We start from the raw sequence: 26,623 nt of genomic DNA, 5'->3' as shown, positions 1-26,623 counted from the left end.
TCCCGGCATCATGGAATCCGTCGATTTCGACCTGATCATCTGCGGCGGCGGCCCGGTCGGCCAGAGTGTGGCCGGCCTGCTGGCCCGGCGCCAATTGCCCGCCGCCCGCATCGCCCTGGTCGACATGAAGTCGCCCGAGCAAGCCGCCGCCGACCCGCGCACCATCGCCCTGTCCTACGGCAGCCGCCAGATCCTCGACGAACTGGGCGCCTGGGACGACATCGGCCGCAGCGCCACCGCCATCGAACAGATTCACGTCTCGCGCCGTGGCCACTTCGGCCGCACTCTGCTGGACCGCAAGGATTACCAGTTGCCCGCGCTGGGCTACGTGGCGCGCTATGGCGAGGTCAACCGCGCCCTGGCCTCGGTCATCGCACCGCTGGGACTGAACCTGATGCGCCCGGCCGAAGCGCAAGACATCGCGGAAGAAGACGATCACGTCGCTGTCACCCTCAAGGATGGACGTGTGCTGCGCGCACAACTGGTGATCCAGGCCGAGGGCGGTGTCTTCGGCGAGCAGCAGCAAAAGACTTTGCAGCGCGATTACCGGCAGCTGGGCATCATCGCCCACGTGCAGGCCGATGGCGTCATCGCCCATCGCGCCTTCGAACGCTTCACCGATGAAGGTCCGCTGGCTCTGCTGCCTCAAGACGACGGTTATGCGCTGGTGTGGTGCGTACGTCCGGCCACAGGCGAAGAATTGCTGGCGCTGGACGATGCGGCTTTTCTTGCAGCCCTGCAGCGCACTTTCGGCCAACGGGTCGACCGCTTCACCCGCATCAGCGCGCGCCACGCCTTCCCGCTGGGCCTGAACGCCCGTCCCGGCCAGAGCCGGCGCGTGGTGGCCATCGGCAACGCCGCGCAAACCCTGCACCCGGTGGCCGGCCAGGGCCTGAACCTGGGCCTGCGCGATGCCCGCGTGCTGGCCGATGTGCTGGCGCGCGTAGTTTCTCCCGAAGCCTTGCAGACCTTCGAGCGCCAGCGCGGCCAGGATCGCGGCCTGACCATCCGGCTGACCGACCTGATGGCACGCATCTTTGCCGGCTCGCCCCAGGGTTCGCCCTTGCAAGCCGCCTTGGGACTGTCGTTGGGCGCCATCGACCTGCTGCCCGCTGCACGCGGCTTGCTGGCCGAACAGATGATGTTCGGCCGCCGGTGATGTGAACATTCCTGTCATTTCGCAGGCGGGCACCGTCGCGCAGGCCGTCAGGAAATGCGACAATGCGGGCTTGCGGCGCTCGCCGCTCCACCCCGCAGATACGCATTTGCCATGAAACAAGACCCGCGCTTCAAGAATCTCTTCATCCTCGACCACCCGCTGATCCAGCACAAGCTCTCGCACATGCGCGACAAGCGCACCTCCACGCGCACCTTCCGCGACCTGCTGCGCGAGATCACGCTGCTGATGGGGTATGAAATCACGCGCGACCTGCCTCTGACCACCGAGACCATCGAAACCCCGCTGGTGACCTATGAAGCCCCGGTGATCGCCGGCAAGAAGCTGGCCGTGGTGCCGGTGCTGCGCGCGGGCGTGGGCATGAGCGATGGCCTGCTGGAACTGATCCCCTCGGCGCGCGTAGGCCATATCGGCGTCTACCGCGACGAGAACCACAAGCCGGTGGAATACCTGGTGCGCCTGCCGGACCTGCAGGACCGCATCATGATCCTGTGCGATCCGATGGTGGCGACCGGCAATTCGGCCGTCTATGCCGTGGATGCGCTCAAGAAGCGTGGTGTGCCGGCTTCGCACATCGTCTTCGTGGCGCTGGTGGCGGCCCCGGAAGGCGTGCAGGTGTTCGCTGATGCGCATCCGGATGTGAAGCTTTATGTCGCTTCCCTGGATTCCCATCTGGATGAGGATGCCTACATCGTGCCTGGGCTGGGCGATGCGGGGGATCGTATTTTCGGGACCAAGTAAGCGGCGCGCTCCGCTTGCGCGCAAGCAAAGAAAAACGGGCTGCGCAATCACAGCGCAGCCCGTTTTCATTTGTGCCGGAGCAGACCAAACTCAGTCCACCGCCTTGACCATATCCTCGATGACCTTCTTGGCATCGCCAAAGACCATCATGGTCTTGTCCATGTAGAACAGTTCATTGTCCAGACCTGCATAACCGGCCGCCATGGAGCGCTTGTTCACGATCACGGTCTTGGCCTTGTAGGCTTCCAGGATCGGCATGCCCGCAATGGGCGACTTGGGATCCTTGGCCGCCGGGTTGACCACATCATTGGCGCCCAGCACCAGCACCACATCGGCCTGGGCGAATTCGCTGTTGATGTCTTCCATCTCGAACACCTGGTCATAGGGCACTTCGGCCTCGGCCAGCAACACGTTCATGTGGCCGGGCATGCGGCCGGCCACCGGGTGGATCGCGTATTTCACGGTCACGCCGTTGTGGGTCAGCTTTTCGGTCAATTCCTTCAGTGCGTGCTGCGCACGTGCCACGGCAAGCCCGTAGCCCGGCACGATGATGACGGTTTCTGCATTTCCCATCAGGAACGCCGCATCATCGGCCGATCCCGACTTGACGCTGCGCTGCTGCTGCGCCCCGCCCCCTGCAGCCGCCGCCTCGCCACCAAACCCGCCCAGGATCACGTTGAAGAAGGAGCGGTTCATCGCCTTGCACATGATGTATGAGAGAATCGCGCCGGATGAACCGACCAGCGAACCGGCGATGATGAGCATGGAGTTGTTCAGCGAGAAGCCGATACCCGCCGCCGCCCAGCCGGAATAGCTGTTCAGCATCGAGACCACCACCGGCATGTCGGCCCCGCCGATGGGGATGATGATCAGCACGCCCAGCGCAAAGGCGATGGCGGCCATGATGATGAAGGGCAGCCAGTTTTGCGTGAGCACGAAAATGACGCCGAAGCCGATCATGGCTACCGCCAGCAGCAGATTCAGGAAATGCTGGCCGGCGAAGTTGACCGGCGCACCCTGGAACAGGCGGAACTTGTACTTGCCCGAGAGCTTGCCGAAGGCGATCACCGAACCCGAGAAGGTGATGGCGCCCACGAAGGTGCCGATGAACAGTTCCACCCGGTTGCCCACGGGGATGAGTTGTCCGTGCGCCGAAATGCCCAGCGCCCATGGTTCGGCCACCGCCGCCACCGCGATACAGACCGCCGCCAGACCGATGAGCGAGTGCATCGCCGCCACCAGTTCGGGCATCTTGGTCATCTCGACGCTGCGCGCCAGATAAGCGCCGATGCCGCCACCGACGATCACACCGCCAGCCACCAGCAGATAGCCGATGTCACCGGAAGGATTGGCGCCCTCCCCCTTGATCTTGACGATCAGCGCCAGCGTGGTCAGCACCGCGATGACCATGCCGGCGATGCCGAAGCTGTTGCCGCGGCGCGCCGTGGCCGGGTGCGAGAGGCCTTTCAGGGCCTGGATGAAGCAGATCGATGCGATCAGATACAGCAGGGTCACCAGATTCATGCTCATGCTCGCTCTCCCGACTTGGCCTTGGGCTCTTTCTTCTTGAACATTTCCAGCATGCGCTGGGTCACCATGAAGCCACCGAACACATTCACCGCCGCCAGCGCCACGGCCAGCGTGCCGGCGATGCGACCGACCGTGCCTTCGGTGAGGCCCGCCGCCAGCATCGCGCCGATGATGATGATGGCCGAGATGGCATTGGTCACCGCCATCAGGGGCGTGTGCAAGGCCGGGGTCACCGTCCAGACCACGTGGTAGCCAACGTAGATGGCCAGCACGAAGATGATCAGGTTGATGATGGTGTGGCTGACTTCCATGGTGTTCCTCCTTGTGATGCAGCCCGCCGGTGGAACGGGCCGCATGGTTCTTGTCGAGGGTCAGATTGCCTTGAGGCTGGTGATGCGGTTCTTGTCGTCCACGAAGACTACCTTGGGCTTGTAAGTGGCGACTTCTTCATCGCTCATCGGCGCATAGGTACAGATGATGAGCAAATCGCCCAGGTGCGCCAGGCGGGCCGCTGCACCGTTCAACGAGATCTCGCCGCTGCCGCGCTTGCCGCGAATGGCGTAGGTGGAGAAACGTTCACCGTTGTTGACGTTGTAGAGTTCGATCTTCTCGAACTCACGGATGTCGGCGGCTTCCAGCAGGTCTTCGTCGATTCCGCAGGAACCTTCATAGTTCAGGTCGCACTGGGTGACCGAGGCGCGATGGATCTTCGCGCGCAGCATGATGCGTTGCATGGACTTCTTCCTTCTTGTTTCAAAAGTGATGGGCGTGAGGGGGACTGAAAACGCCCGGGTTGTCTGCCGACCCGGGCCGGCAGATTCATTTGCGCAGGATCTCGCCGCCCTGGCAGAGCAGCGTGGCCGCGACGATATCGTCTTCCTTGTTGATGACCAGCTTGCCTTCGGCATCGATGATCAGTTTGAGGAAGTCCAGCACGTTGCGCGCATACAGCGCCGAGGCATCGGCCGCTACCAGCGCCGCCAGATTGCCTTCGCCGATGATGTGCACGCCGTGCTTGATGACGGTCTTGCCGGGTTCCGACAAGGGGCAGTTGCCGCCCTGGTCGACCGCCATGTCCAGGATCACTGAACCGGGCTTCATGGCCTTGACCGTTTCTTCGCTGATCAGCACCGGCGCCTTGCGGCCGGGGATCAGGGCGGTGGTGATGATGATGTCGGCCTGTTTGGCGCGTTCGTGGACCAGCTCGGCCTGACGCTTCATCCAGTCCGGCGGCATCGGGCGGGCATAGCCGCCCACGCCTTGGGCGATCTCTTTTTCTTCCTCGGTCAGGAAGGGTACGTCCAGGAATTTGGCGCCCAACGACTCGATCTGCTCCTTGACCGCCGGACGCACGTCGGAGGCCTCGATCACCGCTCCGAGCCGCTTGGCCGTGGCAATGGCCTGCAGACCCGCCACCCCGGCGCCCATGATCAACATGCGCGCGGCCTTCACGGTACCCGCTGCCGTCATCAACATGGGCATGAAGCGCTGATAAGTATTGGCGGCCATCAGCACGGCCTTGTAGCCGGCGATGTTGGCCTGCGACGAGAGCACGTCCAGCGACTGCGCGCGCGTGGTGCGGGGCGCAGCTTCGAGGGCGAAGGCGGTGAGACCGGCGGCAGCCATGGCGGCGGTGTTGTCGGCGTCGAAGGGATTGAGCATGCCGATGACCACGGTGCCGGGCCGGATGCGGGCGCGCTCGGCCGCATTGGGCGCGCGCACCTTGAGCAGGATCTCGGCAGTGTAGACGGCTTCGGCACTGCCGATACTGGCGCCGACGGCCACGTAGGCTTCGTCGGGAATGCTGGACCTGCCCCCGGCGCCGGACTCGACCATCACTTCGTGCCTGGCAGCCACCAGTTTCTTAACCGTTTCGGGGGTGGCGGCGACACGGGTTTCTCCGTCCCGGCTTTCGGCGGGGATCGCTATCCTCATTCCTGACTCCTTTTATTGTGGATTCTTGGCCCAATCTCGGCCCAATCTTACACGACTCGCCTTGCCGGGCGAGAAATTGTCCAGCCTGCAAGAAAGCCGCGCGATCCCGCGCCACGGCGGCACCGGCGCTGAAGAATGGGCCTCGACAGGGTAAAATGGCGGATTCACGAGGTCATCAATGTCTGAAGTCTGGAAACCCTCTGTCACCGTGGCCGCCATCATCGAGCGCGACGGCCGCTTCCTGATGGTGGAAGAGCACAGCGCAGGCGGGCTGCGCATCAACCAGCCGGCCGGCCACCTGGAGCCGGGCGAGTCCCTGATCGAGGCAGCCGTACGCGAGGCGCTGGAAGAATCGGCGCATGTCTTCACCCCAACGGCCCTGCTAGGCACTTATCTTTCACGCAACGTGTCGTCCTCGCGCGGCGGGCTGTCGGTGACCTATCTGCGCTTCGCCTTTGCCGGCACCGTCGGCGAGGTGCTGGACCGACCGCTGGACGAGGGCATCGTGCGCGCCGTCTGGATGACACGCGACGAACTGGCCGCCTGCGCCGAACGGCATCGCAGCCCGTTGGTATTGCGTTGCGTGGATGATTACCTGGCCGGCCAGCGCGCACCGTTGGAACTGGTCCATACCGATCCCAGCGCCATTGGCGCCCTGCCCGGCTGACGCGGGCGCATCACCTGGCGGCCCTCTTTACGGATGGCCGCATTGAACGGATACAACATGAGCAAGAAAAGAGTAGTCATCGGCATGTCGGGCGGCGTGGATTCGTCGGTGTCGGCATGGCTGTTGAAGGAGCAGGGCTATGAGGTCATCGGGCTCTTTATGAAGAATTGGGAAGATGACGACGATTCCGAATACTGTTCCACCCGCGAAGACTGGATTGATGCGGTCAGCGTGGCCGATGTGGTCGGAGTGGATATCGAGGCAGTGAATTTTGCTTCCGAATACAAGGATCGCGTCTTCGCCGAATTCCTGCGCGAATACCAGGCCGGCCGCACGCCCAACCCGGACGTGCTGTGCAATGCCGAGATCAAATTCAAGGCCTTCCTCGACCACGCCATGAAGCTGGGCGCCGACCTGATCGCCACCGGCCACTACGCGCGCGTGCGCCAGGGGCCGCAGGGCGACTACCAATTGCTCAAGGCGCTCGACGCCAGCAAGGACCAGAGCTATTTCCTGCATCGGCTGAACCAGGAGCAGCTCTCGCGCACGGTCTTCCCGCTGGGGGAGATCCACAAGACCGAAGTGCGCAAGATCGCCGAGCAGCTGCAGCTGCCCAATGCGAAGAAAAAGGACTCGACCGGCATCTGCTTCATCGGCGAGCGACCTTTCCGTGAATTCCTGAACCGTTATCTTTCCTACAAGCCCGGCCCGATCAAGACCGCCGATGGTCAGACCGTGGGCGAGCACGTTGGGCTGTCCTTCTATACGCTGGGCCAGCGCAAGGGTATCGGCATCGGCGGCCTGAAGGCGCACCAGAATGCCGATGGCCATGGCGATGCCTGGTACGTGGCGCGCAAGGATGTGGAAAACAACACGCTTTATATCGTCCAGGGGCATGACCATCCCTGGCTGCTCTCGCCTACCCTCTCGGCCGGCCAGGTCAGCTGGGTGGCCGGCCATGCGCCGCAACTGAGCGCGCTGTCGGCCAAGACGCGCTATCGCCAGGCCGACGTACCGTGCGGCTTTGCCGATGCCGGCAGCACCTTCTCGCTGGCCTTCGACACCCCGCAATGGGCGGTCACGCCGGGGCAATCGGCGGTGCTCTATGACGGCGACGTCTGCCTGGGCGGCGGCATCATCGAAAGCGGTGCGCTACCGGATTAAATTTTCATCGAGGCAACTTTTGAACGCCCCGTGCGCGAATTTCGCGGCGGGGCGTTTGCTTTTGGGCAAGCTTGACAGCCTTGATAGCCTTGAAGTGTTTCCGCCAGGCCTCCTGAATGATAAAAATTATCAATCACACCGATAAAAGGGCTTGCAATCCCGCCGCAAATCGCAAATAATCTAAATAAGAATTGTTCGCATTTAATAGGAGGTGATTGTAATGAGCCAACTGAACGACAACAGCATGGACCGTCGCAACAAGCCGGGCACGACCGCCAACGGAACGCCGATCACCCGCATCAAGAGCACGGACCTGTTCCGTCAGATGCGAGAACTGGAGATCGATCACGGTGGTCGCATCTACAAGCTGCGACTGACGCAGTTGAACAAGCTGATCCTGACGGCCTGAGCCGGCAGTCTCAGTCCGGGTGGATCCCTAAACAGGCCAGCCAGTGTCGTCCGTCATGACGCACCGCCAGCCAAGCTAGCCCAGCGAGGAGAGTTTGATGGTCAACGAGAACATGACGTCCACGTTCGTGGAACCGAGCAGCGCACCGGCACAGCCTGAACTTCTGGTGTCCGCCGTGCTGCATCTGATGTCGCACTACACCGCCAACAACAGCCAGGAAACGCAGAGTTGCGTAAAGCTGGCTTCGGTGATCGAAAGACACCTGAAGGCCCTGGCGGATTTGCCCAACCTGGCACCGGTCCTGCGGGCCACCTGCCAGCAGTTGTCGGAACAGTGGGCAAATGTGGTGGAACGGACGATGCCGCCGCAGGAAAAATTCAATTTCTTCTCGCGCATGGTTGCTGGAGCGAGATCCTAGCCATCGTTAAGAGCCTGATAGAGCAGGCAGCAAGGCGTACAATGATCGTATGTGTTTGTAACAACATCTCCGAAGGCAAGATCCATCAGGCGGTCAACGCAGGCATGACGTCCATGGCCGAGCTGCGCAAGCAGCTTGGCGTGGGTACCTGCTGCGGCAAGTGCCATTCCTGCGCCAAGAACGTCCTGCGCGAGTGCCTCAGCAGTTCCCGTCAAACACAGCAAGGCGTGCGTCCGGTGGTGTTCCATCCCTCGCTGGCCGCCGCCTGAATCAGATCAATGAACGCCATTTCACCGTCCCTCATGAGTGTCAGCCCACCCAGCGCCCTGATGCGCCAGGCACGCAAGATCGGCCCGCTGGGCCTGATCATCCTGTTGCATATCGCCTTTTTCTGGGCGCTTCAGAGCGGCCTGGTCCACCAGGTCGCCAGCGCCGTTCCCAAGGAAGTGATCGCCACCTTCATCGTTCCCGAGAAGGCCCCCGAGCCCGCACCGCCCAAGGCCGAGCCGGCCCCGCCCAAGCAGGTGAAAATCGTCAAGAAAGTAGTGGCGCCGCCCAAGCCCATTCCGGTAACCGAAACCCCGGCTCCGACCGCCATCACTGCGCCGCCCCAGCCGCCGCAACCTGCCGCGCCGGCCCCGCAGGTAGCGGCCGAGCCGACCCCGGCACCGGCTGCACCACCCGGACCGGTCCTGCCCAAGCAGATCACCTCGGGCATCGAATATATCCAGCAGCCCAACCCGACCTATCCCAGCGTCTCGCGCCGCATGGGTGAAGAGGGCGTGGTGGAATTCCGCGTGACCGTCAACACCAGCGGCCACGCCGAAAAGGTCGAGATCATCAAGTCGTCCGGTTATTCGCGCCTGGACGATGCGGCCCGCAGTGCCGTGATGCGCGCCGTCTTCAAGCCCTATATCGAAAACGGCAAGGCCATCACCGTCAGCACGGTCGGCAGCCTGGCGTTCCGTCTCAATTGAAGTGAGCTGAGCCAAAAAACTTGAATGGCCGGGCCTAGCCCGGCCATGTAGTCATTTCGTTTCGTCATTCCCCCTCATCTGAACCATAAAATCGAAGGAAAACATCATGGAAGTTAGTCCCTACGGATTGGAAAGCCTCTGGGCCCAAGGCGATTTCGTCACCAAGGGTGTCGCCGTCCTGCTGCTGGCCATGTCGATCGCGTCCTGGTACGTGATCTTCACCAAGGCCTTCCAGCTGCTGCGTTTCCGCAAGGCCTCGGCCGCTGCTGGTCACAAGTTCTGGGATACCACTAGCCTGCCCGAAGGCCTGGCTACCCTGGGCCAGGACAATCCCTTCGCCGAAGTGGCCAAGGCCGGCGTCACCGCCATGAGCCACCACACCGCCCACAAGGGCCACCTGCATGACCAGCTCTCGGTGAGCGACTGGGTGACCCTCTCGCTACGCCAGGCCATCGACGAAGCCTCCGGCAAGCTGCAGACCGGCATGGCCGTGCTGGCTTCGGTCGGCTCCACCGCACCGTTCGTGGGCCTGTTCGGCACCGTCTGGGGCATCTATCACGCGCTGGTGTCCATCGGCACCACCGGCCAGGCCAGCATCGACAAGGTGGCCGGCCCGGTCGGCGAAGCCCTGATCATGACTGCCCTGGGCCTGGCCGTGGCCATCCCCGCCACCTTCGGTTACAACGCCCTGGTGCGCGGCAACAAGACCACCATCGCCAAGCTCAACAAGTTCGGCTTCGACCTGCACGCCCTGTTCGTCACCGGTGCCCGCGCGGCCGGTGAAGATGGCCAGCCCAATGGCGGCAAGGCCAAGCTGACCGCAGTCGGGAGGGCATGATGGCCATGGGTTCCCTGTCCGATTCGGACGATGATTTCAATCCCGAAATCAACACCACCCCGCTGGTGGACGTGATGCTGGTCTTGCTGATCATCTTCATCATCACCATCCCGGTGATGAACCATGCGGTCAAGATCGACCTGCCCAAGGCCAGCAGCCAGCCGGATCAGGTCAAGCCGGAAAGCATCAACCTGTCCATCGACGCGGCCGGCAACGTGTTCTGGAATGAAGAAAAGATCGACAGCAGCGAACTGAGCGCCCGCATCGCCGTGGCCGCCCAGAAGCAGCCGCAACCGGAAATGCATCTGCGCGCCGAGCGCACCACCCAGTATGAAAAGGTGGCGCAGGTGATGTCGGCGGCGCAGTCGGGTGGACTGACCAAGATCGGTTTCGTGACCGATCCTGACAAGAAGTAATTACCGGCAGCACTGCAGCAAGGGGAAGTGCCGCGCACTGCCCCGCCCCGCAAGCCCCGATGCAGCGGGCCTGCCCTGAAAACCTCCCTCGCCTGGCGACGGAGGTTTTTGTTTTTTCCTTCATACGCCAACCAAAGTAAGAATGATTACCGCTAATTCTTGCTGAACAATGGAGGCATCTGGACTATGATCCGTCCGTCCGCGGTCAGGCAGCTAGTCAGTCACCCATAATTAACGCGGTTTTCCTCCTACATCAATTTTTAAAGGTAATCCCCATGAAAGGCGATCCCGCAGTCATCAAGTTGCTCAATGCGCAACTAACCAATGAGCTTACCGCCATCAACCAGTACTTCCTGCATGCCCGCATGTACAAGCACTGGGGCCTGGACAAGATCGGCGCCAAGGAATACGCCGAATCCATCGGCGAGATGAAGCACGCTGACAAGCTGATCGACCGCATCCTGATGCTCGACGGTCTGCCCAACCTGCAGGCGCTGCACAAGCTGATGATCGGCGAGAACACCCAGGAAATGCTGCAATGTGACCTGAAGCTGGAACAAGGCGCCCAGAAGACCGTCAAGGAAGGTATCGCCACCTGTGAACAGGTGGGCGACTACGTATCCCGTGAACTGTTCCAGATGATCCTGGATGACACCGAAGAACACATCGACTGGCTGGAAACCCAGCTGGACCTGATCGACAAGGTGGGCATCCAGAATTACCTGCAAAGCCAGATGTCCCCGGCCAGCGAGTAACCCCGCCCCGCCCTGCGGTTACCGCTCGGGCAAATAAAAAAAAAGCGCGCTCCACGGAGCGCGCTCAGATTGATGACAAAGCCCTGGCGAGAGCCAAGGCTTTGTTGTTTAATCGGTCATGCTCAAAAAACCGACAGCCGCCCAGCACGAGTTAGAGATGGTGACCATCGAGATGCTCGTGCCCAAGGACCACCTGCTGCGCAAGATCGACGCGGCGGTGGATTTCGAGTTCATCCGCGAGAAGGTGGCGCATCTGTATTGCGCCGACAATGGCCGCCCGGCACTGGACCCGGTGGTACTCTTCAAGCTCTTGTTCATCGGCTACCTCTTCGGTATCCGCAGCGAGCGCCAGCTCATCCGCGAGGTCCAGGTCAACGTGGCCTATCGCTGGTTTGCCGGATTCCGTCTGACCGACAAGGTGCCGGACTCCTCCACCTTCTCCCAGAACCGGCGCCGCCGCTTCATTGATACCACCGTCTATCAAGACATCTTCGACGAGATCGTGCGCCAGGCCATTGGACGCGGCATGGTCGATGGCCGTGTGCTCTACAGCGACAGCACCCACCTCAAGGCCAACGCCAACAAGAACAAGTTCGACTACGTTCAAGTTGCCCAGACACCCTCGGCCTATCTGGCCGAACTGGATGCGGCTGTGGATATCGACCGTGCCGAGCATGGCAAGAAGCCGCTCAAACGTGACGATGATGATGAGCCGCCCACCAAAGAGATCAAGGTTAGTCGCACCGATCCCGAGAGCGGCTACATGGTGCGCGACGACAAGCCCAAGGGCTTCTTCTACCTGGATCACCGCACCGTCGATGCCAAGCATTGCATCATTACCGATACCCATGTCACGCCCGCCTCAGTCCATGACAGTCAACCTTATCTGGCACGCCTGGATCGTCAGCGCCAGACGTTCGGATTTGATGTACAGGCCGTTGGCCTGGATGCTGGCTATTTCACACCGGCCGTCTGCCAGGGACTGGAGAATCGCGAGATCAGCGGCGTGATGGGCTACCGCACACCCAACCACAAGCCGGGGACATTCTTTAAACGGGCGTATGAGTACGATGCCTACCGTGACGAATACATCTGCCCGCAGGGCCAGTCCTTGCACTACAGCACCACCAATCGGCAGGGGTATCGGGAATACAAATCCAAGCCTGAACAATGCCGGGGCTGCAAGGTACGCGAGCAATGCACCAATAGCGCCAATGCGGTCAAGGTGGTGACGCGCCATGTGTGGGAGCGTTCCAAGGAGAAGGTGGATGATCGGCGTCGTACCGAATGGGGCAAGCGCATCTATGCCCGACGCAAGGAAACGGTAGAACGCAGCTTCGCCGACGCCAAGCAATTGCACGGACATCGCTATGCCCGCATGCGCGGCTTGCGCAAGGTCGCCGAGCAGTGCTTGTTGGCGGCGGCGGCCCAGAACATGAAGAAGATTGCCCTGCTGGTGGCGCGCTTGCGCGCGCTTTTACCGGGCTTGAACGCCTATGCCAGCGTACAAAAGTGGCTACAGAGAAAAATGAGCGCATTGCTTGGCTTCTGCGCCATCGACCATCTGCAAATTACCTGCGCCTGAAAAACAAAACCCCGTGTTCGAAAACACGGGGTTCGTCATCAACCTGAGCGCGCTCCACGGAGCGCGCTTTTTGTTTGTCGGCCTGCCGTATGGCCACCATGCCTCACAGATGCGGCACGGTCTCCTTGAAGCTGGCCCGCTCCGACACCTTGTCGAACAGCCGCGCCAGTTGCGGATAATCCTCGCGCCAGGCCAGGTCCGGGAAGCGGAACGCCAGCCAGCCCAGCGCACAGCCCACTGCCACATCGGCCAGGCTGTAATGGTTGCCCACGCAGAAAGGCTTCTCGCCCAGGCCCTCGGCCATGGCCTTCAGCGAGGCTTCGACCTTGCTCCACTGGCGCTTGATCCATTCCGGGCTCTGCTGCTTGGTCGGACGCAGGGTCTTTTCCAGGCGCACCAGCACGGCCGCATCCAGGGCACCGTCGGCCAGCGCTTCCCAGCACTTGATCTCGGCGCGCTCGCGGCCGTTGGGCGGCAGCAGCTTGCCGACCGGCGTCAAGGTGTCCAGGTATTCGACAATGACCCGCGAATCGAACATCGCACCCCCATCATCCATCAACAGGCAAGGCACCTTGCCCAGCGGATTGCTCTCTTGGATGGTGGTCGATGCGCTCCAGACATCTTCCAGGATGAATTCGTAATCGATCTTTTTTTCGGCCATCACGACGCGCACCTTGCGCACGAACGGGCTGGCATTGGAGCCGATGAGTTTTAGCATAGCGTGTGGTGTATTTATGTACATTGATTATAACATTCGCATTTCCTGACAAATTTGTGAAGCTTAGAGCCTGTTCACATTCAATCGGCGAGATGCGCAGATTGAATCTGAACAGGCCCTGGTGATGAATTGCGTCAGGAACGGAAAGCCACGGTCCGCCAGGACCACGCCGGACCGGAAAATTGGGCCGGCCGGCGTGCCGATGGTAAAATGCCGGGCTCGGGCGATTCGGGTTTTGGAGCAAATGCCGGCCAAAACTCGCCAATCTTCAGTCAACGCATCTCATCCGTTTCCATCGTTTCCATCATGTCCCTCTCTGCTCTCTCGGCCCTGTCCCCGCTGGACGGCCGCTACGCCTCCAAGACCGATCAACTGCGTCCGCTGCTCTCTGAAGCGGGCTTCATGCACCACCGCGTGAAGGTCGAGATTGCCTGGCTGCAAGCGCTGTCCGAAGCCGGTTTTGCCGAGATCAAGCCGTTCTCGGCCAGCGCCCGCGCGCTGCTGGACAAGCTGGCCGCCGACTTCACCGAAGCCGACGCCGCCCGCATCAAGGAAATCGAAGCCGTCACCAACCACGACGTCAAGGCGGTGGAATACTGGCTCAAGGAAAAAGTGAAGGATGTGCCCGAACTGGTAGCCGCCTCCGAATTCATTCACTTCGCCTGCACCTCCGAAGACATCAACAATACCTCGCACGGCATGATGCTCAAGGCCGCGCGCGACACCGTGCTGCTGCCCTCGCTGCAAGCCGTCATCGCCAAACTGACCGACCTGGCCCACGAACACGCCGCCGTGCCGATGCTCTCGCGCACCCACGGCCAGCCGGCCAGCCCGACCACCCTGGGCAAGGAAGTGGCCAACGTCGTGGCGCGCCTGCAACGCGCGGCCAAGCGCATCGCCAGCGTCGAAATCCTGGGTAAGATGAACGGCGCCGTGGGCAACTACAATGCCCACCTGTCGGCCTACCCGCAGACCGACTGGGCGGCCTTCTCCAAGGACGTGGTGGAAAAGCGCCTGGGCCTCACCTTCAATCCCTACACCATCCAGATCGAACCGCACGACTACATGGCCGAACTGTTCGATGCCGTGGCCCGCACCAATACCATCCTGCTGGACCTGAACCGCGACATCTGGGGCTACATCTCCCTGGGCTACTTCAAGCAACGCACCAAGGCCGGCGAAATCGGTTCTTCGACCATGCCGCACAAGGTCAACCCGATCGACTTCGAGAATTCCGAAGGCAATCTGGGCATGGCCAATGCCGTCCTGAAGCACCTGGCCGAGAAGCTGCCGGTCTCGCGCTGGCAGCGTGACCTGACCGACTCCACCGTGCTGCGCAACATCGGCGTGGGCTTCGGCTACACCCTGCTGGCCTACGACAGCTGCCTGCGCGGCCTGAACAAGCTGGAAGTGAACCCGCAACGCCTGGCCGACGATCTCGACGCCACCTGGGAAGTGCTGGCCGAGCCGGTGCAGACCGTCATGCGCCGCTATGGCATCGAGAATCCGTATGAGCAACTGAAGGAACTGACCCGCGGCAAGGGCATCTCCAAGGACGCCCTGCGCGACTTCATCAATGGCCTGGCCATCCCGCAGGAGGCCAAGGATCACCTGCTGGCCATGACCCCGGCCAACTACATCGGCACCGCCGTGGAACTGGCCAAGCAAATCTGATTCTTCATCCCTGAATCTAACAAAATGAATGATGGCGCACAGCAATGTGCGCCATTTTTCATTTGCGCAGCCGTGATAGTGAAGCTTCGCAAAGATTACTCGCAAAAACGGACGGCTGAAGTCCGATTTCGGCGAGTAATGCGTGCAGCCAAAGCTCTTTATACTCGTCTGGTCAAAAAGAGTGGCATCATCGCTTGCCGCCCGGAATCTTCAGGAGTCCGCGACGCCAGCCCGGCCTGCCCGCCCTGCAGAAGCATTGCAGAGCCAGCCGCTCCAAACGCCACCTACGCCCGCCCCGACATCCTATGGAACGCTATACCAAACCCGCCGTGCTGCTGCACTGGCTGATTGCGCTGTTGATCATCTCCGCCTTCGGCCTGGGCCTGACCATGGTCGACATTCCCGGCCTGACCCCGACCAAGCTGAAGTATTTTTCCTGGCACAAGTGGCTGGGCGTGACCGTGCTGGCCCTGGCCTGCGTGCGCCTGCTGTGGCGCCTCACGCACAAGGCGCCGGCCTATCCCGCCAACATGCCGGGCTGGCAGCAATCGGCCGCGCACGGCCTGCATCTGGGCCTGTATGCACTGATGTTCGCCATTCCGGTGTCGGGCTATTTCTATAGCCTGTCTGCCGGCGTGCCGGTGGTGTATCTCGGCGTGGTACCGCTGCCGGTGCTGATGGCCCCCAATCCGGAACTCAAACCGCTGCTCAAGGAAGTGCACTACTGGCTCAACATGACCCTGCTGGCCGCCTTCGCCCTGCACGTGCTGGCTGCCCTCAAGCACCAGTTCGTTGATCGTGACAATATCTTCAAGCGCATGCTGCCCTGAACCCCTGCAAGGCAGGCACTACGCAAGATCATTCATATTGCTCGTTTTTTTACGGAATCCGACATGACTTTCTCCCGTTTCTTCCAACCCTCCCTGCTGGCCCTGGCTGCCGCTTCCTTTGCCCTCTCCGCCCAGGCTGCACCGCTCAAGGTGGATGCCGCCAAGAGCACCGTGGTCGCCACCTTCAAGCAACTGAACGTGCCGGTGGATGCCAAGTTCAACAAGATCAGCGCGGCCATCGACTTCGACGCTGCCAAGCCGGAACAAGGCAAGGCGACGGTCGACATCGAGGTGGCCAGCTTCGACCTGGGTGACGCCGAGTACAACAAGGAAGTGCAGAAGAAGGAGTGGTTCAACGCCGCCCAATTCCCCAAGGCCAGCTTCGTGACCAGCAGCATCAAGGCGGCAGGTGCGGGCAAGTTCACCGTGGCCGGCAAGCTGACCATCAAGGGCAAGAGCAGCGATGTCTCCTTCCCGCTCACGCTGAAGAAGGAAGGCAGCGCCCAGGTCTTCGACGGCGTGCTGCCCATCAAGCGCCTGACCTACAACATCGGTGAAGGTGAATGGAAAGACACCAGCATGGTGGCCGATGACGTGACGATCAAGTTCCACATCGTGGCCCAGTAATCCGCACCAACAATACCAAAGCAGTCGTTCCGCGCCATTGACGCACCGCCTTCGGGCGGACTCCCCAGCGTTTTTTCTCACTCAAGGAATTGAAACACATGAAACTGAACCACCTCCTGCTGGCCCTGGTTGCGGCTGGCGCCGCTTTCTCCGCCAACGCTGCCGACACCTACAGCATCGATCCCAGCCACACCTATCCCAGCTTCGAAGCTGACCACATGGGCGTGTCCATCTGGCGCGGCAAGTTCGACAAGACCAGCGGCAGCGTGACCCTGGACCGCGCCGCCAAGACCGGTACCGTCGACATCACCATCGATACCGCCTCCATCGACTTCGGCATGGCCAAGATGAACGACCACGCCAAGAGCGCCGAGATGTTCGACGTCGCCAAGTACCCGACTGCCCAATACAAGGGCAACATCAAGTTCAACGGCGACAAGCCGGCCACCGTCGAAGGCGAACTGACCCTGCACGGCGTGACCAAGCCGGTCACCCTGACCATCAACAAGTTCACCTGCATCCAGCACCCGATGCTCAAGCGTGAAGTCTGCGGCGGCGATGCCTCGGCATCCTTCAACCGCGCCGACTTCGGTATCGACTACGGCGCCAAGTATGGCTTCTCGATGGACACCAAGCTGGCCATCCAGGTCGAAGCCGTCAAGACCAACTGATCTTGTCCGGGCTTGCCTGAGGCGACCGGACCTGCTCCGCCCCCGGCAAACCGAGAAAGCCGATGCGATAATGCATCGGCTTTTTTATTGGCGCGCCTTGTTTGCGATCATGGAGTGACCGGCCGCCAAGCCGCACAATGGCTCGCATTCGCCGTTTTGCTGCTCTGCAAAACATTTTGAAACGCGCTAATCTAGCGCCACTCCCCAAGGAGCAAGAAGCATGTCGTTAGCTGACCTACGTAAAGACTACAGCCGCGCCAGCCTGTCCGAAGTCGACACGGCCGCCGATCCGATCGAGCAGTTTGCCATCTGGTTCGATGAGGCGACCAAGGCCCAGATCCCCGAGCCCAACGCCATGAGCGTGGCCACCGTCGGGGCAGATGGACGGCCGTCCTCGCGCATCGTGCTGATCAAGCAGTTCGATCAGCAGGGCTTTACCTGGTTTACCAACTACGACAGCCGCAAGGGTGTCGAGGTGGCCGACAATCCTTATGTGGCGCTTCTGTTCCACTGGGTCGAACTTGAACGGCAGGTCCGCATCGAAGGGAAGATCGAACGCGTAAGCAAGCAAGAGAGCGACGCGTACTTCTATAGTCGCCCCCTGGCCAGCCAGCTCGGCGCGATTGCCTCGCAGCAGAGCCGGACCGTGGACAGCCGCGAGACGCTGGAACAGCAATACGCAGCAACCAAGCAGCAATTCGGGGAACATCCAACCCGTCCGGAACATTGGGGCGGTTATCGTGTCATTCCCGATCGCATCGAATTCTGGCAAGGCCGCCCCTCCCGCCTGCATGACCGCGTTCTCTACACACGCGCCGCAGATGGCCAGTGGCAACGGCAGCGCCTGCAGCCCTGACGACATTGCATGCCTGGCAGGGCCGACAGCATTCATCACTGACGCGGAGGACATCGTGTTTTGGGAAAAGAAGCTAGACGCCTGGGTAGAAAACATTCGCAACGGTTCGGCCCTGCCCCTGCGGCTGGAGCTATGGAACGGACGGCATTACGACTTCAGCAGCGGTACGCCCGAAGTCACGCTCAAGGTTCCGCACGCCTCGGCCATCACATCACTGCTCACCCCGTCCCTGGCCAACCTGGGTGAGGCCTATGTCGAAGGCAAGATCGAAGTCGAAGGCAAGGTCAAGAGCATCATCCAGGTCGCCAACGGCCTGGCCTCCAAGACGCTCAAGGCCGAAGGCCGGCTGGGCCGCATGGTGCGCAGCGTGACCCACACCAAGAAGCGCGACGCCGAGGCCATCCAGTACCACTACGACGTTTCCAACGATTTCTACAAGCTGTTCCTGGACGAGAACATGGTCTATTCCTGCGCCTACTTCGAGAATGGCGACGAGGACCTGGCCACGGCCCAGCTCAAGAAAATCGACCACATCCTGGAAAAGATCCAGTTGAAGCCCGGCCAGACCCTGCTCGACATTGGCTGCGGTTGGGGTGCGCTGGTGCTGCGGGCGGCGCAGAAGTACGGTGCGCGCTGCGTCGGCGTGACGCTCTCCAAGAACCAGTACGCACTGGCGCGGGAGCGGGTGGAAGCAGCCGGGCTGGCCGACCGCATCGATATCCGCCTGCAGGATTACCGTGACGTGACCGGCACCTTCGACCGCATCACCTCGGTGGGCATGTTCGAGCACGTGGGCATCAGGAATCTGCCCAGCTATTTTGCCCAGATCAGGAAGCTGCTGGCCGATGGCGGGCTGGCCATGAACCACGGCATCACCAGCACCGACGTCGAGAACGGCGAATCGCCCTACGGCGCCGGGGAATTCATCGACAAGTATGTCTTCCCTGCCGGTGAACTGCCGCACATCAGCACGGTGCTCAGGACCATGCAGGAAGGGGGCCTGGAAGCCTTCGACGTGGAAAACCTGCGACGCCACTACGCCCGCACCTGCAGCATCTGGGCCGACAATTTCGAAGCCAATGCCGATGCCATCCACGGCGTCACCGATGAGAAGCACTACCGTATCTGGCGCGTCTACCTGGCCGGCAGTGCTTACGGTTTCGAACGTGACTGGATTTCGCTGTACCAGGTCGTCTGCTCCAAGGCCGGCCGCAGTGCGCAGCAGTTGCCGTGGTCGCGCCGCTACATCTATCGATAACGAAAAAAGATCGCCAGCCCCATCCGCACAACGGGCATGCCCTGGCATGCCCGTTGTACTTTGGGAGGGTCCGCTGAACGATTATTCGGGCTTGCTCTTCTCGGCAAAGACCTCGCGCAGCTTGGCCACCTTGGGCGCCACCACGAAGGCGCAGTAGCCCTGGAAGGGATGCTGCACGAAATAGTTCTGGTGATAATCCTCGGCCCGGTAATAGGGCTGGGGCGGCGACAACTCGGTCACGATGGGGGCATCCCATACCAGGGCCATCTCGGCGATGATGTGCCGGGCTGTGTCGTGCTGGGTTTCGTCCTGATAGTAGATCACTGAACGATATTGCGTGCCGACGTCATTGCCCTGGCGGTTAAGCGTGGTCGGGTCATGGATGGTGAAGAAAATTTCCAGAATCTCGCGGAAGCTGATCTGCTGCGGATCGAAGGCCAGCTTGACCACTTCCGCATGCCCGGTCTGGCCGCCGCAGACCTGTTCATAACTGGGATTGACCACGCCGCCACCGGTATAGCCGGACTCCACCGACTGCACGCCCTTGACCTGCTGGTAGACCGCTTCCAGGCACCAGAAGCAGCCGCCGCCCAATACTGCGATTTCCGTGGCCATGATGTTCTCCCGTCAAGTTGCTTGTTATAAAACTTTACTCCAATTCAGCACTTCAAGTGCGGCCGATGTGAAGCATTCTCAAGTCGTCCGTACCCCACCCGCGCGGCAAGACTGCGCGCGATCCGCTATCATGTGCATCTCTGCGCATTGACCGGCTGGCCGCCACGCGGCAGCCGGGGCGCTTCGACCTCCGACCAGACTCCCGATGCACACACGTTTTCCCCGCGCCGAAGCGCGTCAGTTCGACGCGGCGCATTTCCGCCAGGCCCTGTCGCAGTTCGCCACAGGCGTCACCGTCATCACCACGCGGCTGGCCGATGGCACCCTGCTGGGGCTGACCGCCAGCTCCTTCAACTCGGTCTCGCTGGACCCGCCGCTGGTGTTGTGGAGCCTGGGGACGCGCGCCAACAGCCTGCCGGTCTTCTCCGGCAACTCGCATTACGTCATCAACATTCTCAGCGCCGACCAGGCGCATCTGGCGCAGCAATTCGCCAGCAAGATGGAGAACCGCTTCGAAGGCGTCTCCTACACCCTCTCGCGCACCGGTCAGCCGGTGCTGGATGGCGCCTCGGCCTGGTTCGAATGCCACAACCGCAGCCAGTATCCGGAAGGCGATCACGTCATCTTCGTGGGCGAGGTGGAACATTGCGAAGTCGATCCCCAGGCCGCGCTGGTCTTCCATAACGGCCGCTTCATCAAGACCGAGACGTTCTGACGCACTCTGAACATCGCCCAAATGAAAATGGCGCCCGGATTGCTCCGGGCGCCATTTTTGCAGCAGGTTTCCGGTCTTAGAACTTGTAGCCCACCGACAGGAAGGTCACGACCGGGTTGATCGTCAGGCTGGTGCTGGAGTGCGTCGTGCCACCCAATGCCGCCGGCAACTCGGTGGTGATGTCAGCATTGGTCTTCAAGGGGATGTAGGACACGGACAGGCCCACGGACCAGGCCTTGTCGAAATTGTAGTTGGCACCCACGGTCAGCACCGGCGCCCAAGAGGAGCTGAGGTTGGCGCTGGACTTGGCAGTCGACAAGCGACCACCGCTGTAGGAGCTGGAGATCGTGCGCTGGAAGTTGTCGGTCAGTTCAACATTGTCGTACCAGACGTAAGTCACGCCGGCACCGACGAAGGGGCGGAAGGTACTGTTGGCATCGCCGAAATGGTACTTCGCCACGATGGCCGGGCTCCACTGCTTGGCCTGGCCGATTTTGCCCACGCCCGCCAGGGTGCCGGTGCCGTCGAGCTTGAAGGTCGGCGGGATGCCCAGATCGGCAGTCAGCGAGATGTTGTCGGTGAAGAAGTGGGTGAAGGCGATGCCCAGTGTATCGGCGTTGCCGACGGTGGCGCCCGAACCATTGACCGGGCCAGCGCGGGGACCATCGTTCTTGCGCAGGGTCTCGCTGGAATCCTGCGGCGCCAGGTGGAACCAGCCCACGTTGACGATATTGCTGCCCGCAGTCTGCGCCATGGCCGGTGCAGCGCAAGCTGCCATCACGGACAAGGCGGCGATGTGGGGCAGGAAGGAAAATTGTTTTTGCATTGCTGTCTCCAAGAGTTGCGGGCAGTGCCCGGATTTTTTATTCCCGACGTCTGGCGCCTGACGGGATTGGTGCCACGGCTGGTTACCGTTTTTCATTATTCAGCGTAAGTCCGCGTAACTGATGAGTACGCATTTAATACGCCGATGAAACAAAAAGAACGCGCGTGCTATTTCGTGGAGATACTATGCCAGCTTTGTCACAATTTGTATAGAAGATGTGAAGAGCACGATCGTGCTTGTCGGCTTTTGGCAACCACGTACTGACCCGGAAGTCAGTACGAGCGCGGCTGAGCGGTGAGAGCAAGAAAGCAGAAGGGCCGGGCAACGACACAACGGCAGCCGCAACAGCAGCTGCAGCGTCAGCCTCAAGCGCCCAGGAGGCGCGCCAGCAAACCCTGCGAATCGAAGGCGGCGCGGCGCAGGCGGTCATTGACGCCCTGCCACTCAGCTGCAACCGGGAGGGATTCCACCACGATGAGATCAGCACCCACATGGTCCATGTCGCGCAACGCGGCATAGAGGTCATGGGCATAGGCGTCGGCGGTAAGCGGCATGGGACGGCTCACCGCCACCTCGCCCTCGCCCGCGAATTCACGCCGGATCAGGGCCACCTTCTGGCCGATGCCGGCCAGCTTGCCCAGCACGGCCGGCAACTCGGCAACGGCAACCTGCACCACCGGCGTATGCGGCGCGTAATGCGCATCGAGCGTGCCTGAGGCGCGCGGCGCGGTGGCGTCGGGCGTAGCCAGCGGCACGCCCAGCACGGCGGCAATCCGATCCGCACTGATCTGGCCCGGACGCAGCAAGACCGGGCCATGCGTCTGGATGCGGGACAGATCGACGATGGTGGATTCGATACCGACTTCGCTCTGGCCGCCATCGAGCACAAAATCGACCAGGCTGTCGGCATCGCTGCCAAATTCTTCCCGCACGTGCTCGGCGGTGGTCGGGCTGACATGCCCGAACTTGTTGGCCGAGGGCGCGGCGATGCCCCCCTTGCCGCCACGGAATTCGCGCAGCAGCGCTTGCGCCACCGGATGCGAGGGACAGCGCACGCCCACCGAATCCTGGCCACCGGCCACGGCATCGGGAATGTGCGCGGCGCGCTTCAAGATCAGCGTGAGCGGACCGGGCCAGAACGAGGCGATCAGTCGACGCGCTTCCACCGGCACCGACGCTGCCCAGTAGCCGATATCGGCTTCCGGCGAAACGTGCACGATCACCGGATGATTGGCAGGTCGCCCCTTGGCCGCATAAATGGCCGCAATCGCGGCCGGATTCTCGGCATCGCCGCCCAGGCCGTAGACGGTCTCGGTCGGGAAGGCCACCAGACCGCCCTGCTCCAGCTTGCGCGCGGCATGCATGATGGCCGCCGCATCGATGGCGACAGGGGAAGAAGCGCGCTTGTCGTTCATCACCCGCCTCGCTTACAGCGCGATGCCGAGGATGGCGCAGGCCGCCGCCAGCTGGCGCTGGGCATCGGCCAGCGTGGCACCGGTGAAGGTGACGTGGCCCATCTTGCGGCCACGGCGTGCTTCAGCCTTGCCGTACAGGTGCAGGTGCGCGCCGGGCAGCGCCAGCACCTGATCCCAGGCCGGTTCGCGCTGCGCGTCCGTGTCACCCTCGTACCAGACATCGCCGAGAATGTTCAACATCACCGACGGCGAATGCTGGCGCGTATCGCCCAGCGGCAGGCGCGCCATGGCGCGGGCCTGTTGCTCGAACTGGCTGGTGACGCAGGCATCGATGGTGTAGTGGCCGCTGTTGTGCGGACGCGGGGCCATCTCGTTGACCACCAGCGCGCCATCCTCCAGCACGAAGAATTCGATACACAGCACACCCACGTACTGCATCGCGCCGATGATCTGCAAGGCCGCCTGCTGCGCACGTTCGGCGGCATCGGCCTTGATGTTGGGACCGGGCACGGTGGTAGTGAAGAGGATGCCGTCGCGATGCACGTTCTCGGCAATCGGATAGACCACGGCCTGGCCATCATGGCCGCGCGCCACCAGCACCGAGACTTCATAGGCCAGCGGCAGCATCTTTTCCAGTACGCAGGTCACGCCCTTCATGGCGGCGAAAGCGGCACGCACTTCGTCGACGGTGCGCACGCGCACCTGGCCCTTGCCGTCATAACCCATGCGCGCCGTCTTGAGGATGCCCGGCAGCAGGTTGGCATCGAGGCCATCGATATCGGCCTCGCTGTTGATCACCAGATGCGGTGCCGGCAGCACGCCGGATTGCGATCCGCATTCGGTGAAGAAGGCTTTCTCGGCAGTACGGTCCTGCGCGATCGAGACACCGGAAGCTGCCGGTGCCACGAAGGTCTGCGCTGCCAGCGTGGCCAGGCTCTTGGCTGAGACGTTTTCGAACTCGGTGGTGATGGCCGCACACAGCGCACCCAGCTCGGCCAGCGCCGCCCCATCGTCGTAGGCTGCATGGATGAGGCGGTCCGCCACCTGCCCGGCCGGGCAGTCGGCATCGGCTTCCAGCACGGCGACCTTGAAGCCCATGCTCTGCGCCGCGTGGGCGAACATGCGGCCGAGCTGGCCGCCGCCCATCACGCCCAGCCAGGTGGCGGGCGTGGTCGAGGGAACGGCGGGACGAAGGGTGGAGGCGGACTGCTGGGTCATACAGGCAACTTCATGTCGAGGGCGACTTGCGTCTGGGTCTTGCGGAAGGCTTCCAGCTTCTCAGCCAGAGCCGCGTCGGTGGTGGCCAGCATGGCGATGGCGGACAGCGCCGCATTGGCGGCACCGGCTTCACCGATGGCATAGGTGGCCACCGGAATGCCCTTGGGCATCTGCACGATGGACAGCAGCGAATCCTCGCCGCGCAGGTACTTGGACGGCACCGGCACACCCAGCACCGGCACGATGGTCTTGGCCGCGATCATGCCCGGCAGGTGCGCGGCACCGCCGGCACCGGCGATGATGGCGCGCAGGCCGCGCGCGCGGGCGCTTTCGGCGTAGGCGAACATCTGGTCCGGCATGCGGTGGGCGGAAATCACCTGGGCTTCGAAGGGCACGCCGAAGTCCTTCAGGATGGCGACCGCATTCTGCATCACCTCCCAGTCGGAGGACGAACCCATGACCACGCCGATCAACGGTTTGACAGTATCGTTCATGTCCGCTCCTCGTCAGTCCTTGAGCTTCTCGCCGGTCAGGCGTTCCAGCGCCTCGCGGTATTTGGCGCCGGTCTTTTCGATCACATCGGCCGGAAGCGCCGGTGCAGGCGGGGTCTTCTGCCAGCCTTCGACGGTTTCCAGGTAATCGCGCACGAACTGCTTGTCGAAGGACGGCGGCGAGATGCCGACCTGGTAGCTGTCAGCCGGCCAGAAGCGCGAGGAGTCGGCAGTCAGCACTTCATCCATCAGGTGCAGCACGCCGTTGTCGTCCAGGCCGAATTCGAACTTGGTGTCGGCGATGATGATGCCGCGCGTGGCCGCATAGTCAGCGGCTTCCTTGTAGAGCTGGATGGCCACATCACGGATCTTGTGCGCCAGTTCCGACCCGATGCGCTTTTCGGTTTCTTCAAAGCTGATGTTTTCGTCGTGTTCGCCCAGGTCGGCCTTGGCGGCCGGGGTGAAGATCGGCTGTTCCAGCTTGGAAGCCTGTTGCAAACCCGCCGGCAGCTTGATGCCGCAGATCGCGCCGGTGGCCTGGTAATCCTTCCAGCCGGAACCGATGATGTAGCCGCGCACCACGGCTTCCACCAGGATCGGCTTCAAACGCTTGGCCACCACGGCGCGTCCGCGCACCTGCTCGATTTCGGCCGGGCTCACCACCGACTCGGGATCGATACCGGTCAGATGGTTGGGCACGATATGGCCGAGTTTGTCGAACCAGAAATCGCTCATCTGGTTCAAGACCTTGCCCTTGCCGGGGATCGGTTCGTTCATGATGACGTCGAAGGCCGAGAGGCGATCGGTGGTCACAATCAACAGCTTGTCGTCGCCGACGGCATAGTTTTCGCGGACCTTGCCTGTGCCCAGCAGCGGCAGGGAAGTGATCGAGGATTTGTAGAGACTGCTCATGGTGGTCTTCTCGTAAAGTCAAAAACCGGAATCGCCATTTTCAGGGCGATTCCGGTCGGTGGGGCCTTGCGTCCGGCGTAAGCCGTTCAGCGGCTTGCGTGCTTACTGGACGATCTGTGCCAGTTCGCCGCTCTTGTACTTCTCGGCGATCTTTTCCAGCGAGATCGGCTTGATCTTGCCGGCCTGGCCTTCGCAACCGAAGGACAGGAAACGTGCCTTGCAGACCAGCTTGGCGGCTTCGCGGGCCGGCTTGAGGTAGTCGCGCGGGTCGAACTTGGACGGGTTCTCGAACAGGTAGCGGCGGATCGCACCGGTCATGGCCAGACGGATGTCGGTGTCGATGTTGATCTTGCGCACGCCGTGCTTGATGCCTTCCTGGATTTCCTCGACGGGCACGCCGTAGGTTTCCTTCATGTCACCGCCGAATTCGCGGATCTCGGCCAGCAGTTCCTGCGGCACCGAAGAAGAACCGTGCATCACCAGGTGGGTGTTGGGGATACGGGCGTGGATTTCCTTGATGCGGTCGATGGCCAGGATGTCGCCGGTGGGCTTGCGCGAGAACTTGTAGGCGCCGTGCGAGGTACCGATGGCAATGGCCAGTGCGTCGCACTGGGTGGCCTTCACGAAATCGGCGGCCTGGTTCACGTCGGTGAGCAGCTGTTCGCGGGTCATGGTGCCATCGGCGCCGTGGCCGTCTTCCTTGTCGCCCTTCATGGTTTCCAGCGAACCCAGCACGCCCAGTTCGGCTTCCACGGTCACGCCGATGGCGTGCGAGAACTCGACCACCTTGCGCGAGACTTCGACGTTGTACTCGTAGCTGGCCACGGTCTTGCCGTCGGCTTCCAGCGAGCCATCCATCATCACGGAAGAGAAACCGGACTTGATGGCGGCCATGCAGACCGCCGGCGACTGGCCGTGATCCTGGTGCATCACCACGGGGATGTGCGGATAGGCTTCCACGGCCGCCGAGATCAGGTGGCGCAGGAAGGCTTCGCCGGCGTATTTGCGGGCACCGGCGGAGGCTTGCATGATCACGGGCGCGCCGACTTCATTGGCCGCTTCCATGATGGCGGTGACCTGCTCCAGGTTGTTGACGTTGAACGCCGGCAGGCCGTAGCCGTTTTCGGCGGCATGGTCCAGCAGTTGACGCATGGATACGAGAGGCATGATGAAAACTCCAGAACG

General features: G+C 62.0%; 31 protein-coding genes. 19 read left to right on the top strand and 12 right to left on the bottom strand.

Annotated features, from left to right (window positions below; genetic code table 11):
• The first annotated feature begins 10 nt into the window (after window positions 1-10).
• Complete coding sequence (locus AACH55_RS03445) at window positions 11-1,159, top strand: FAD-dependent monooxygenase (RefSeq protein ID WP_338718022.1); 1,149 nt, start codon at window positions 11-13, stop codon at window positions 1,157-1,159.
• Between the two features lie 111 nt (window positions 1,160-1,270).
• Window positions 1,271-1,918, top strand: coding sequence for a uracil phosphoribosyltransferase (gene upp / locus AACH55_RS03440; protein ID WP_008325656.1), 648 nt, complete (start codon window positions 1,271-1,273; stop codon window positions 1,916-1,918).
• 90 nt (window positions 1,919-2,008) lie between these two features.
• On the opposite strand, the gene AACH55_RS03435 is transcribed toward upp, so the two are convergent.
• The 4 genes from AACH55_RS03435 to AACH55_RS03420 form a co-directional block, all read right to left on the bottom strand.
• Window positions 2,009-3,448 carry an NAD(P)(+) transhydrogenase (Re/Si-specific) subunit beta gene (locus AACH55_RS03435; protein ID WP_338718020.1) on the bottom strand — a complete coding sequence of 480 codons (1,440 nt, stop codon included), beginning with the start codon at window positions 3,446-3,448 and terminating at the stop codon, window positions 2,009-2,011.
• A complete protein-coding gene (locus AACH55_RS03430) occupies window positions 3,445-3,759 on the bottom strand; it encodes an NAD(P) transhydrogenase subunit alpha (RefSeq protein WP_034335569.1) in 315 nt (104 codons plus the stop codon). Before AACH55_RS03430 ends, AACH55_RS03435 begins: the two co-directional genes overlap by 4 nt.
• Window positions 3,760-3,819: 60 nt before the next feature.
• On the bottom strand, window positions 3,820-4,182 hold the full coding sequence (gene panD, locus AACH55_RS03425; RefSeq protein ID WP_006461708.1) for an aspartate 1-decarboxylase: 363 nt from the start codon (window positions 4,180-4,182) through the stop codon (window positions 3,820-3,822).
• A gap of 85 nt (window positions 4,183-4,267) precedes the next feature.
• Entirely contained in the window at window positions 4,268-5,383 is a 1,116-nt protein-coding gene (locus AACH55_RS03420; protein ID WP_338718019.1) for a Re/Si-specific NAD(P)(+) transhydrogenase subunit alpha, read from the bottom strand.
• Window positions 5,384-5,561: 178 nt separating this feature from the next.
• On the opposite strand from AACH55_RS03420, the gene AACH55_RS03415 reads away from it, so the two are divergent.
• The 10 genes from AACH55_RS03415 to AACH55_RS03370 all read left to right on the top strand — a co-directional run bounded on the left by AACH55_RS03415 (window position 5,562) and on the right by AACH55_RS03370 (window position 12,612).
• A complete protein-coding gene (locus AACH55_RS03415; RefSeq protein ID WP_338718017.1) occupies window positions 5,562-6,050 on the top strand; it encodes an NUDIX hydrolase in 489 nt (162 codons plus the stop codon).
• Between the two features lie 57 nt (window positions 6,051-6,107).
• Window positions 6,108-7,214, top strand: a complete 1,107-nt coding sequence (gene mnmA / locus AACH55_RS03410; RefSeq protein WP_338718016.1) for a tRNA 2-thiouridine(34) synthase MnmA — start codon at window positions 6,108-6,110, stop codon at window positions 7,212-7,214.
• Window positions 7,215-7,434: 220 nt separating this feature from the next.
• Complete coding sequence (locus tag AACH55_RS03405; RefSeq protein ID WP_008325641.1) at window positions 7,435-7,623, top strand: hemin uptake protein HemP; 189 nt, start codon at window positions 7,435-7,437, stop codon at window positions 7,621-7,623.
• Window positions 7,624-7,720: 97 nt separating this feature from the next.
• On the top strand, window positions 7,721-8,041 hold the full coding sequence (locus AACH55_RS03400) for a hypothetical protein (protein WP_338718015.1): 321 nt from the start codon (window positions 7,721-7,723) through the stop codon (window positions 8,039-8,041).
• Between the two features lie 41 nt (window positions 8,042-8,082).
• Window positions 8,083-8,310, top strand: a complete 228-nt coding sequence (locus AACH55_RS03395) for a (2Fe-2S)-binding protein (protein WP_338718014.1) — start codon at window positions 8,083-8,085, stop codon at window positions 8,308-8,310.
• A 9-nt stretch (window positions 8,311-8,319) separates the two neighbouring features.
• Entirely contained in the window at window positions 8,320-9,018 is a 699-nt protein-coding gene (locus AACH55_RS03390; RefSeq protein WP_338718013.1) for an energy transducer TonB, read from the top strand.
• Between the two features lie 106 nt (window positions 9,019-9,124).
• Complete coding sequence (locus tag AACH55_RS03385) at window positions 9,125-9,856, top strand: MotA/TolQ/ExbB proton channel family protein (RefSeq protein ID WP_338718012.1); 732 nt, start codon at window positions 9,125-9,127, stop codon at window positions 9,854-9,856.
• Window positions 9,856-10,272 carry a biopolymer transporter ExbD gene (locus tag AACH55_RS03380; protein ID WP_338718011.1) on the top strand — a complete coding sequence of 139 codons (417 nt, stop codon included), beginning with the start codon at window positions 9,856-9,858 and terminating at the stop codon, window positions 10,270-10,272. The genes AACH55_RS03385 and AACH55_RS03380 overlap by 1 nt, the downstream gene beginning before the upstream one ends.
• Window positions 10,273-10,547: 275 nt before the next feature.
• Window positions 10,548-11,027, top strand: a complete 480-nt coding sequence (gene bfr / locus AACH55_RS03375) for a bacterioferritin (RefSeq protein ID WP_338718010.1) — start codon at window positions 10,548-10,550, stop codon at window positions 11,025-11,027.
• 118 nt (window positions 11,028-11,145) lie between these two features.
• Window positions 11,146-12,612 (top strand): IS1182 family transposase, encoded by a 1,467-nt coding sequence (locus AACH55_RS03370; protein WP_338714814.1) that lies wholly within the window; start codon window positions 11,146-11,148, stop codon window positions 12,610-12,612.
• Between the two features lie 103 nt (window positions 12,613-12,715).
• On the opposite strand, the gene AACH55_RS03365 is transcribed toward AACH55_RS03370, so the two are convergent.
• The gene (locus AACH55_RS03365) at window positions 12,716-13,330 is read right to left on the bottom strand and encodes a glutathione S-transferase N-terminal domain-containing protein (RefSeq protein WP_338718009.1); all 615 of its coding nucleotides are present in this window, start codon (window positions 13,328-13,330) and stop codon (window positions 12,716-12,718) included.
• Window positions 13,331-13,636: 306 nt separating this feature from the next.
• Between AACH55_RS03365 and purB the strand changes: the two genes are divergently transcribed.
• The 6 genes from purB to AACH55_RS03335 all read left to right on the top strand — a co-directional run bounded on the left by purB (window position 13,637) and on the right by AACH55_RS03335 (window position 19,246).
• Complete coding sequence (gene purB, locus AACH55_RS03360) at window positions 13,637-15,004, top strand: adenylosuccinate lyase (RefSeq protein WP_338718008.1); 1,368 nt, start codon at window positions 13,637-13,639, stop codon at window positions 15,002-15,004.
• A 305-nt stretch (window positions 15,005-15,309) separates the two neighbouring features.
• A complete protein-coding gene (locus AACH55_RS03355; protein WP_338718007.1) occupies window positions 15,310-15,834 on the top strand; it encodes a cytochrome b in 525 nt (174 codons plus the stop codon).
• Between the two features lie 63 nt (window positions 15,835-15,897).
• Complete coding sequence (locus AACH55_RS03350; protein WP_338718006.1) at window positions 15,898-16,461, top strand: YceI family protein; 564 nt, start codon at window positions 15,898-15,900, stop codon at window positions 16,459-16,461.
• Between the two features lie 98 nt (window positions 16,462-16,559).
• Window positions 16,560-17,132, top strand: coding sequence for a YceI family protein (locus tag AACH55_RS03345; protein ID WP_338718005.1), 573 nt, complete (start codon window positions 16,560-16,562; stop codon window positions 17,130-17,132).
• Window positions 17,133-17,352: 220 nt separating this feature from the next.
• The gene (gene pdxH / locus AACH55_RS03340) at window positions 17,353-17,988 is read left to right on the top strand and encodes a pyridoxamine 5'-phosphate oxidase (protein WP_338718004.1); all 636 of its coding nucleotides are present in this window, start codon (window positions 17,353-17,355) and stop codon (window positions 17,986-17,988) included.
• Between the two features lie 55 nt (window positions 17,989-18,043).
• Window positions 18,044-19,246, top strand: a complete 1,203-nt coding sequence (locus tag AACH55_RS03335) for a cyclopropane-fatty-acyl-phospholipid synthase family protein (protein ID WP_338718003.1) — start codon at window positions 18,044-18,046, stop codon at window positions 19,244-19,246.
• Between the two features lie 81 nt (window positions 19,247-19,327).
• Here AACH55_RS03335 and msrA read toward each other — a convergent pair whose 3' ends face one another.
• The gene (msrA, locus tag AACH55_RS03330) at window positions 19,328-19,861 is read right to left on the bottom strand and encodes a peptide-methionine (S)-S-oxide reductase MsrA (protein ID WP_338718002.1); all 534 of its coding nucleotides are present in this window, start codon (window positions 19,859-19,861) and stop codon (window positions 19,328-19,330) included.
• 205 nt (window positions 19,862-20,066) lie between these two features.
• Between msrA and AACH55_RS03325 the strand changes: the two genes are divergently transcribed.
• Window positions 20,067-20,576 (top strand): flavin reductase family protein, encoded by a 510-nt coding sequence (locus AACH55_RS03325; protein WP_338718001.1) that lies wholly within the window; start codon window positions 20,067-20,069, stop codon window positions 20,574-20,576.
• Between the two features lie 76 nt (window positions 20,577-20,652).
• Here the strand turns inward: AACH55_RS03325 and AACH55_RS03320 are convergent, their stop codons facing one another.
• The 6 genes from AACH55_RS03320 to fba form a co-directional block, all read right to left on the bottom strand.
• Window positions 20,653-21,402 carry an OmpW family outer membrane protein gene (locus AACH55_RS03320; RefSeq protein WP_338718000.1) on the bottom strand — a complete coding sequence of 250 codons (750 nt, stop codon included), beginning with the start codon at window positions 21,400-21,402 and terminating at the stop codon, window positions 20,653-20,655.
• A 365-nt stretch (window positions 21,403-21,767) separates the two neighbouring features.
• Entirely contained in the window at window positions 21,768-22,817 is a 1,050-nt protein-coding gene (locus AACH55_RS03315) for an L-threonylcarbamoyladenylate synthase (RefSeq protein ID WP_338717999.1), read from the bottom strand.
• 12 nt (window positions 22,818-22,829) lie between these two features.
• Window positions 22,830-24,035 carry a 5-(carboxyamino)imidazole ribonucleotide synthase gene (locus tag AACH55_RS03310; protein ID WP_338717998.1) on the bottom strand — a complete coding sequence of 402 codons (1,206 nt, stop codon included), beginning with the start codon at window positions 24,033-24,035 and terminating at the stop codon, window positions 22,830-22,832.
• Window positions 24,032-24,529 carry a 5-(carboxyamino)imidazole ribonucleotide mutase gene (gene purE / locus AACH55_RS03305; protein ID WP_008325593.1) on the bottom strand — a complete coding sequence of 166 codons (498 nt, stop codon included), beginning with the start codon at window positions 24,527-24,529 and terminating at the stop codon, window positions 24,032-24,034. Before purE ends, AACH55_RS03310 begins: the two co-directional genes overlap by 4 nt.
• Window positions 24,530-24,541: 12 nt before the next feature.
• On the bottom strand, window positions 24,542-25,438 hold the full coding sequence (locus AACH55_RS03300; RefSeq protein ID WP_338717997.1) for a phosphoribosylaminoimidazolesuccinocarboxamide synthase: 897 nt from the start codon (window positions 25,436-25,438) through the stop codon (window positions 24,542-24,544).
• A 102-nt stretch (window positions 25,439-25,540) separates the two neighbouring features.
• On the bottom strand, window positions 25,541-26,605 hold the full coding sequence (gene fba / locus AACH55_RS03295) for a class II fructose-bisphosphate aldolase (protein ID WP_013232709.1): 1,065 nt from the start codon (window positions 26,603-26,605) through the stop codon (window positions 25,541-25,543).
• Between the last annotated feature and the right edge of the window lie 18 nt (window positions 26,606-26,623).

This window comes from Herbaspirillum sp. DW155 (genome assembly GCF_037076565.1).
GTDB lineage: Bacteria > Pseudomonadota > Gammaproteobacteria > Burkholderiales > Burkholderiaceae_D > Herbaspirillum.
The sequence above is the reverse complement of the archived record's forward strand: the minus strand, read 5'-3'. Positions and strand labels throughout refer to the sequence as shown.

Bases quoted from the DNA above. Each gene is read 5' to 3' on its own strand.
- AACH55_RS03445 (WP_338718022.1), top strand. From the start codon at position 11: ATGGAATCCGTCGATTTCGACCTGATCATCTGCGGCGGCGGCCCGGTC.
- upp (WP_008325656.1), top strand. From the start codon at position 1,271: ATGAAACAAGACCCGCGCTTCAAGAATCTCTTCATCCTCGACCACCCG.
- AACH55_RS03435 (WP_338718020.1), bottom strand. From the start codon at position 3,448: ATGAGCATGAATCTGGTGACCCTGCTGTATCTGATCGCATCGATCTGC.
- AACH55_RS03430 (WP_034335569.1), bottom strand. From the start codon at position 3,759: ATGGAAGTCAGCCACACCATCATCAACCTGATCATCTTCGTGCTGGCC.
- panD (WP_006461708.1), bottom strand. From the start codon at position 4,182: ATGCAACGCATCATGCTGCGCGCGAAGATCCATCGCGCCTCGGTCACC.
- AACH55_RS03420 (WP_338718019.1), bottom strand. From the start codon at position 5,383: ATGAGGATAGCGATCCCCGCCGAAAGCCGGGACGGAGAAACCCGTGTC.
- AACH55_RS03415 (WP_338718017.1), top strand. From the start codon at position 5,562: ATGTCTGAAGTCTGGAAACCCTCTGTCACCGTGGCCGCCATCATCGAG.
- mnmA (WP_338718016.1), top strand. From the start codon at position 6,108: ATGAGCAAGAAAAGAGTAGTCATCGGCATGTCGGGCGGCGTGGATTCG.
- AACH55_RS03405 (WP_008325641.1), top strand. From the start codon at position 7,435: ATGAGCCAACTGAACGACAACAGCATGGACCGTCGCAACAAGCCGGGC.
- AACH55_RS03400 (WP_338718015.1), top strand. From the start codon at position 7,721: ATGGTCAACGAGAACATGACGTCCACGTTCGTGGAACCGAGCAGCGCA.
- AACH55_RS03395 (WP_338718014.1), top strand. From the start codon at position 8,083: ATGATCGTATGTGTTTGTAACAACATCTCCGAAGGCAAGATCCATCAG.
- AACH55_RS03390 (WP_338718013.1), top strand. From the start codon at position 8,320: ATGAACGCCATTTCACCGTCCCTCATGAGTGTCAGCCCACCCAGCGCC.
- AACH55_RS03385 (WP_338718012.1), top strand. From the start codon at position 9,125: ATGGAAGTTAGTCCCTACGGATTGGAAAGCCTCTGGGCCCAAGGCGAT.
- AACH55_RS03380 (WP_338718011.1), top strand. From the start codon at position 9,856: ATGGCCATGGGTTCCCTGTCCGATTCGGACGATGATTTCAATCCCGAA.
- bfr (WP_338718010.1), top strand. From the start codon at position 10,548: ATGAAAGGCGATCCCGCAGTCATCAAGTTGCTCAATGCGCAACTAACC.
- AACH55_RS03370 (WP_338714814.1), top strand. From the start codon at position 11,146: ATGCTCAAAAAACCGACAGCCGCCCAGCACGAGTTAGAGATGGTGACC.
- AACH55_RS03365 (WP_338718009.1), bottom strand. From the start codon at position 13,330: ATGCTAAAACTCATCGGCTCCAATGCCAGCCCGTTCGTGCGCAAGGTG.
- purB (WP_338718008.1), top strand. From the start codon at position 13,637: ATGTCCCTCTCTGCTCTCTCGGCCCTGTCCCCGCTGGACGGCCGCTAC.
- AACH55_RS03355 (WP_338718007.1), top strand. From the start codon at position 15,310: ATGGAACGCTATACCAAACCCGCCGTGCTGCTGCACTGGCTGATTGCG.
- AACH55_RS03350 (WP_338718006.1), top strand. From the start codon at position 15,898: ATGACTTTCTCCCGTTTCTTCCAACCCTCCCTGCTGGCCCTGGCTGCC.
- AACH55_RS03345 (WP_338718005.1), top strand. From the start codon at position 16,560: ATGAAACTGAACCACCTCCTGCTGGCCCTGGTTGCGGCTGGCGCCGCT.
- pdxH (WP_338718004.1), top strand. From the start codon at position 17,353: ATGTCGTTAGCTGACCTACGTAAAGACTACAGCCGCGCCAGCCTGTCC.
- msrA (WP_338718002.1), bottom strand. From the start codon at position 19,861: ATGGCCACGGAAATCGCAGTATTGGGCGGCGGCTGCTTCTGGTGCCTG.
- AACH55_RS03325 (WP_338718001.1), top strand. From the start codon at position 20,067: ATGCACACACGTTTTCCCCGCGCCGAAGCGCGTCAGTTCGACGCGGCG.
- AACH55_RS03320 (WP_338718000.1), bottom strand. From the start codon at position 21,402: ATGCAAAAACAATTTTCCTTCCTGCCCCACATCGCCGCCTTGTCCGTG.
- AACH55_RS03315 (WP_338717999.1), bottom strand. From the start codon at position 22,817: ATGAACGACAAGCGCGCTTCTTCCCCTGTCGCCATCGATGCGGCGGCC.
- AACH55_RS03310 (WP_338717998.1), bottom strand. From the start codon at position 24,035: ATGACCCAGCAGTCCGCCTCCACCCTTCGTCCCGCCGTTCCCTCGACC.
- purE (WP_008325593.1), bottom strand. From the start codon at position 24,529: ATGAACGATACTGTCAAACCGTTGATCGGCGTGGTCATGGGTTCGTCC.
- AACH55_RS03300 (WP_338717997.1), bottom strand. From the start codon at position 25,438: ATGAGCAGTCTCTACAAATCCTCGATCACTTCCCTGCCGCTGCTGGGC.
- fba (WP_013232709.1), bottom strand. From the start codon at position 26,605: ATGCCTCTCGTATCCATGCGTCAACTGCTGGACCATGCCGCCGAAAAC.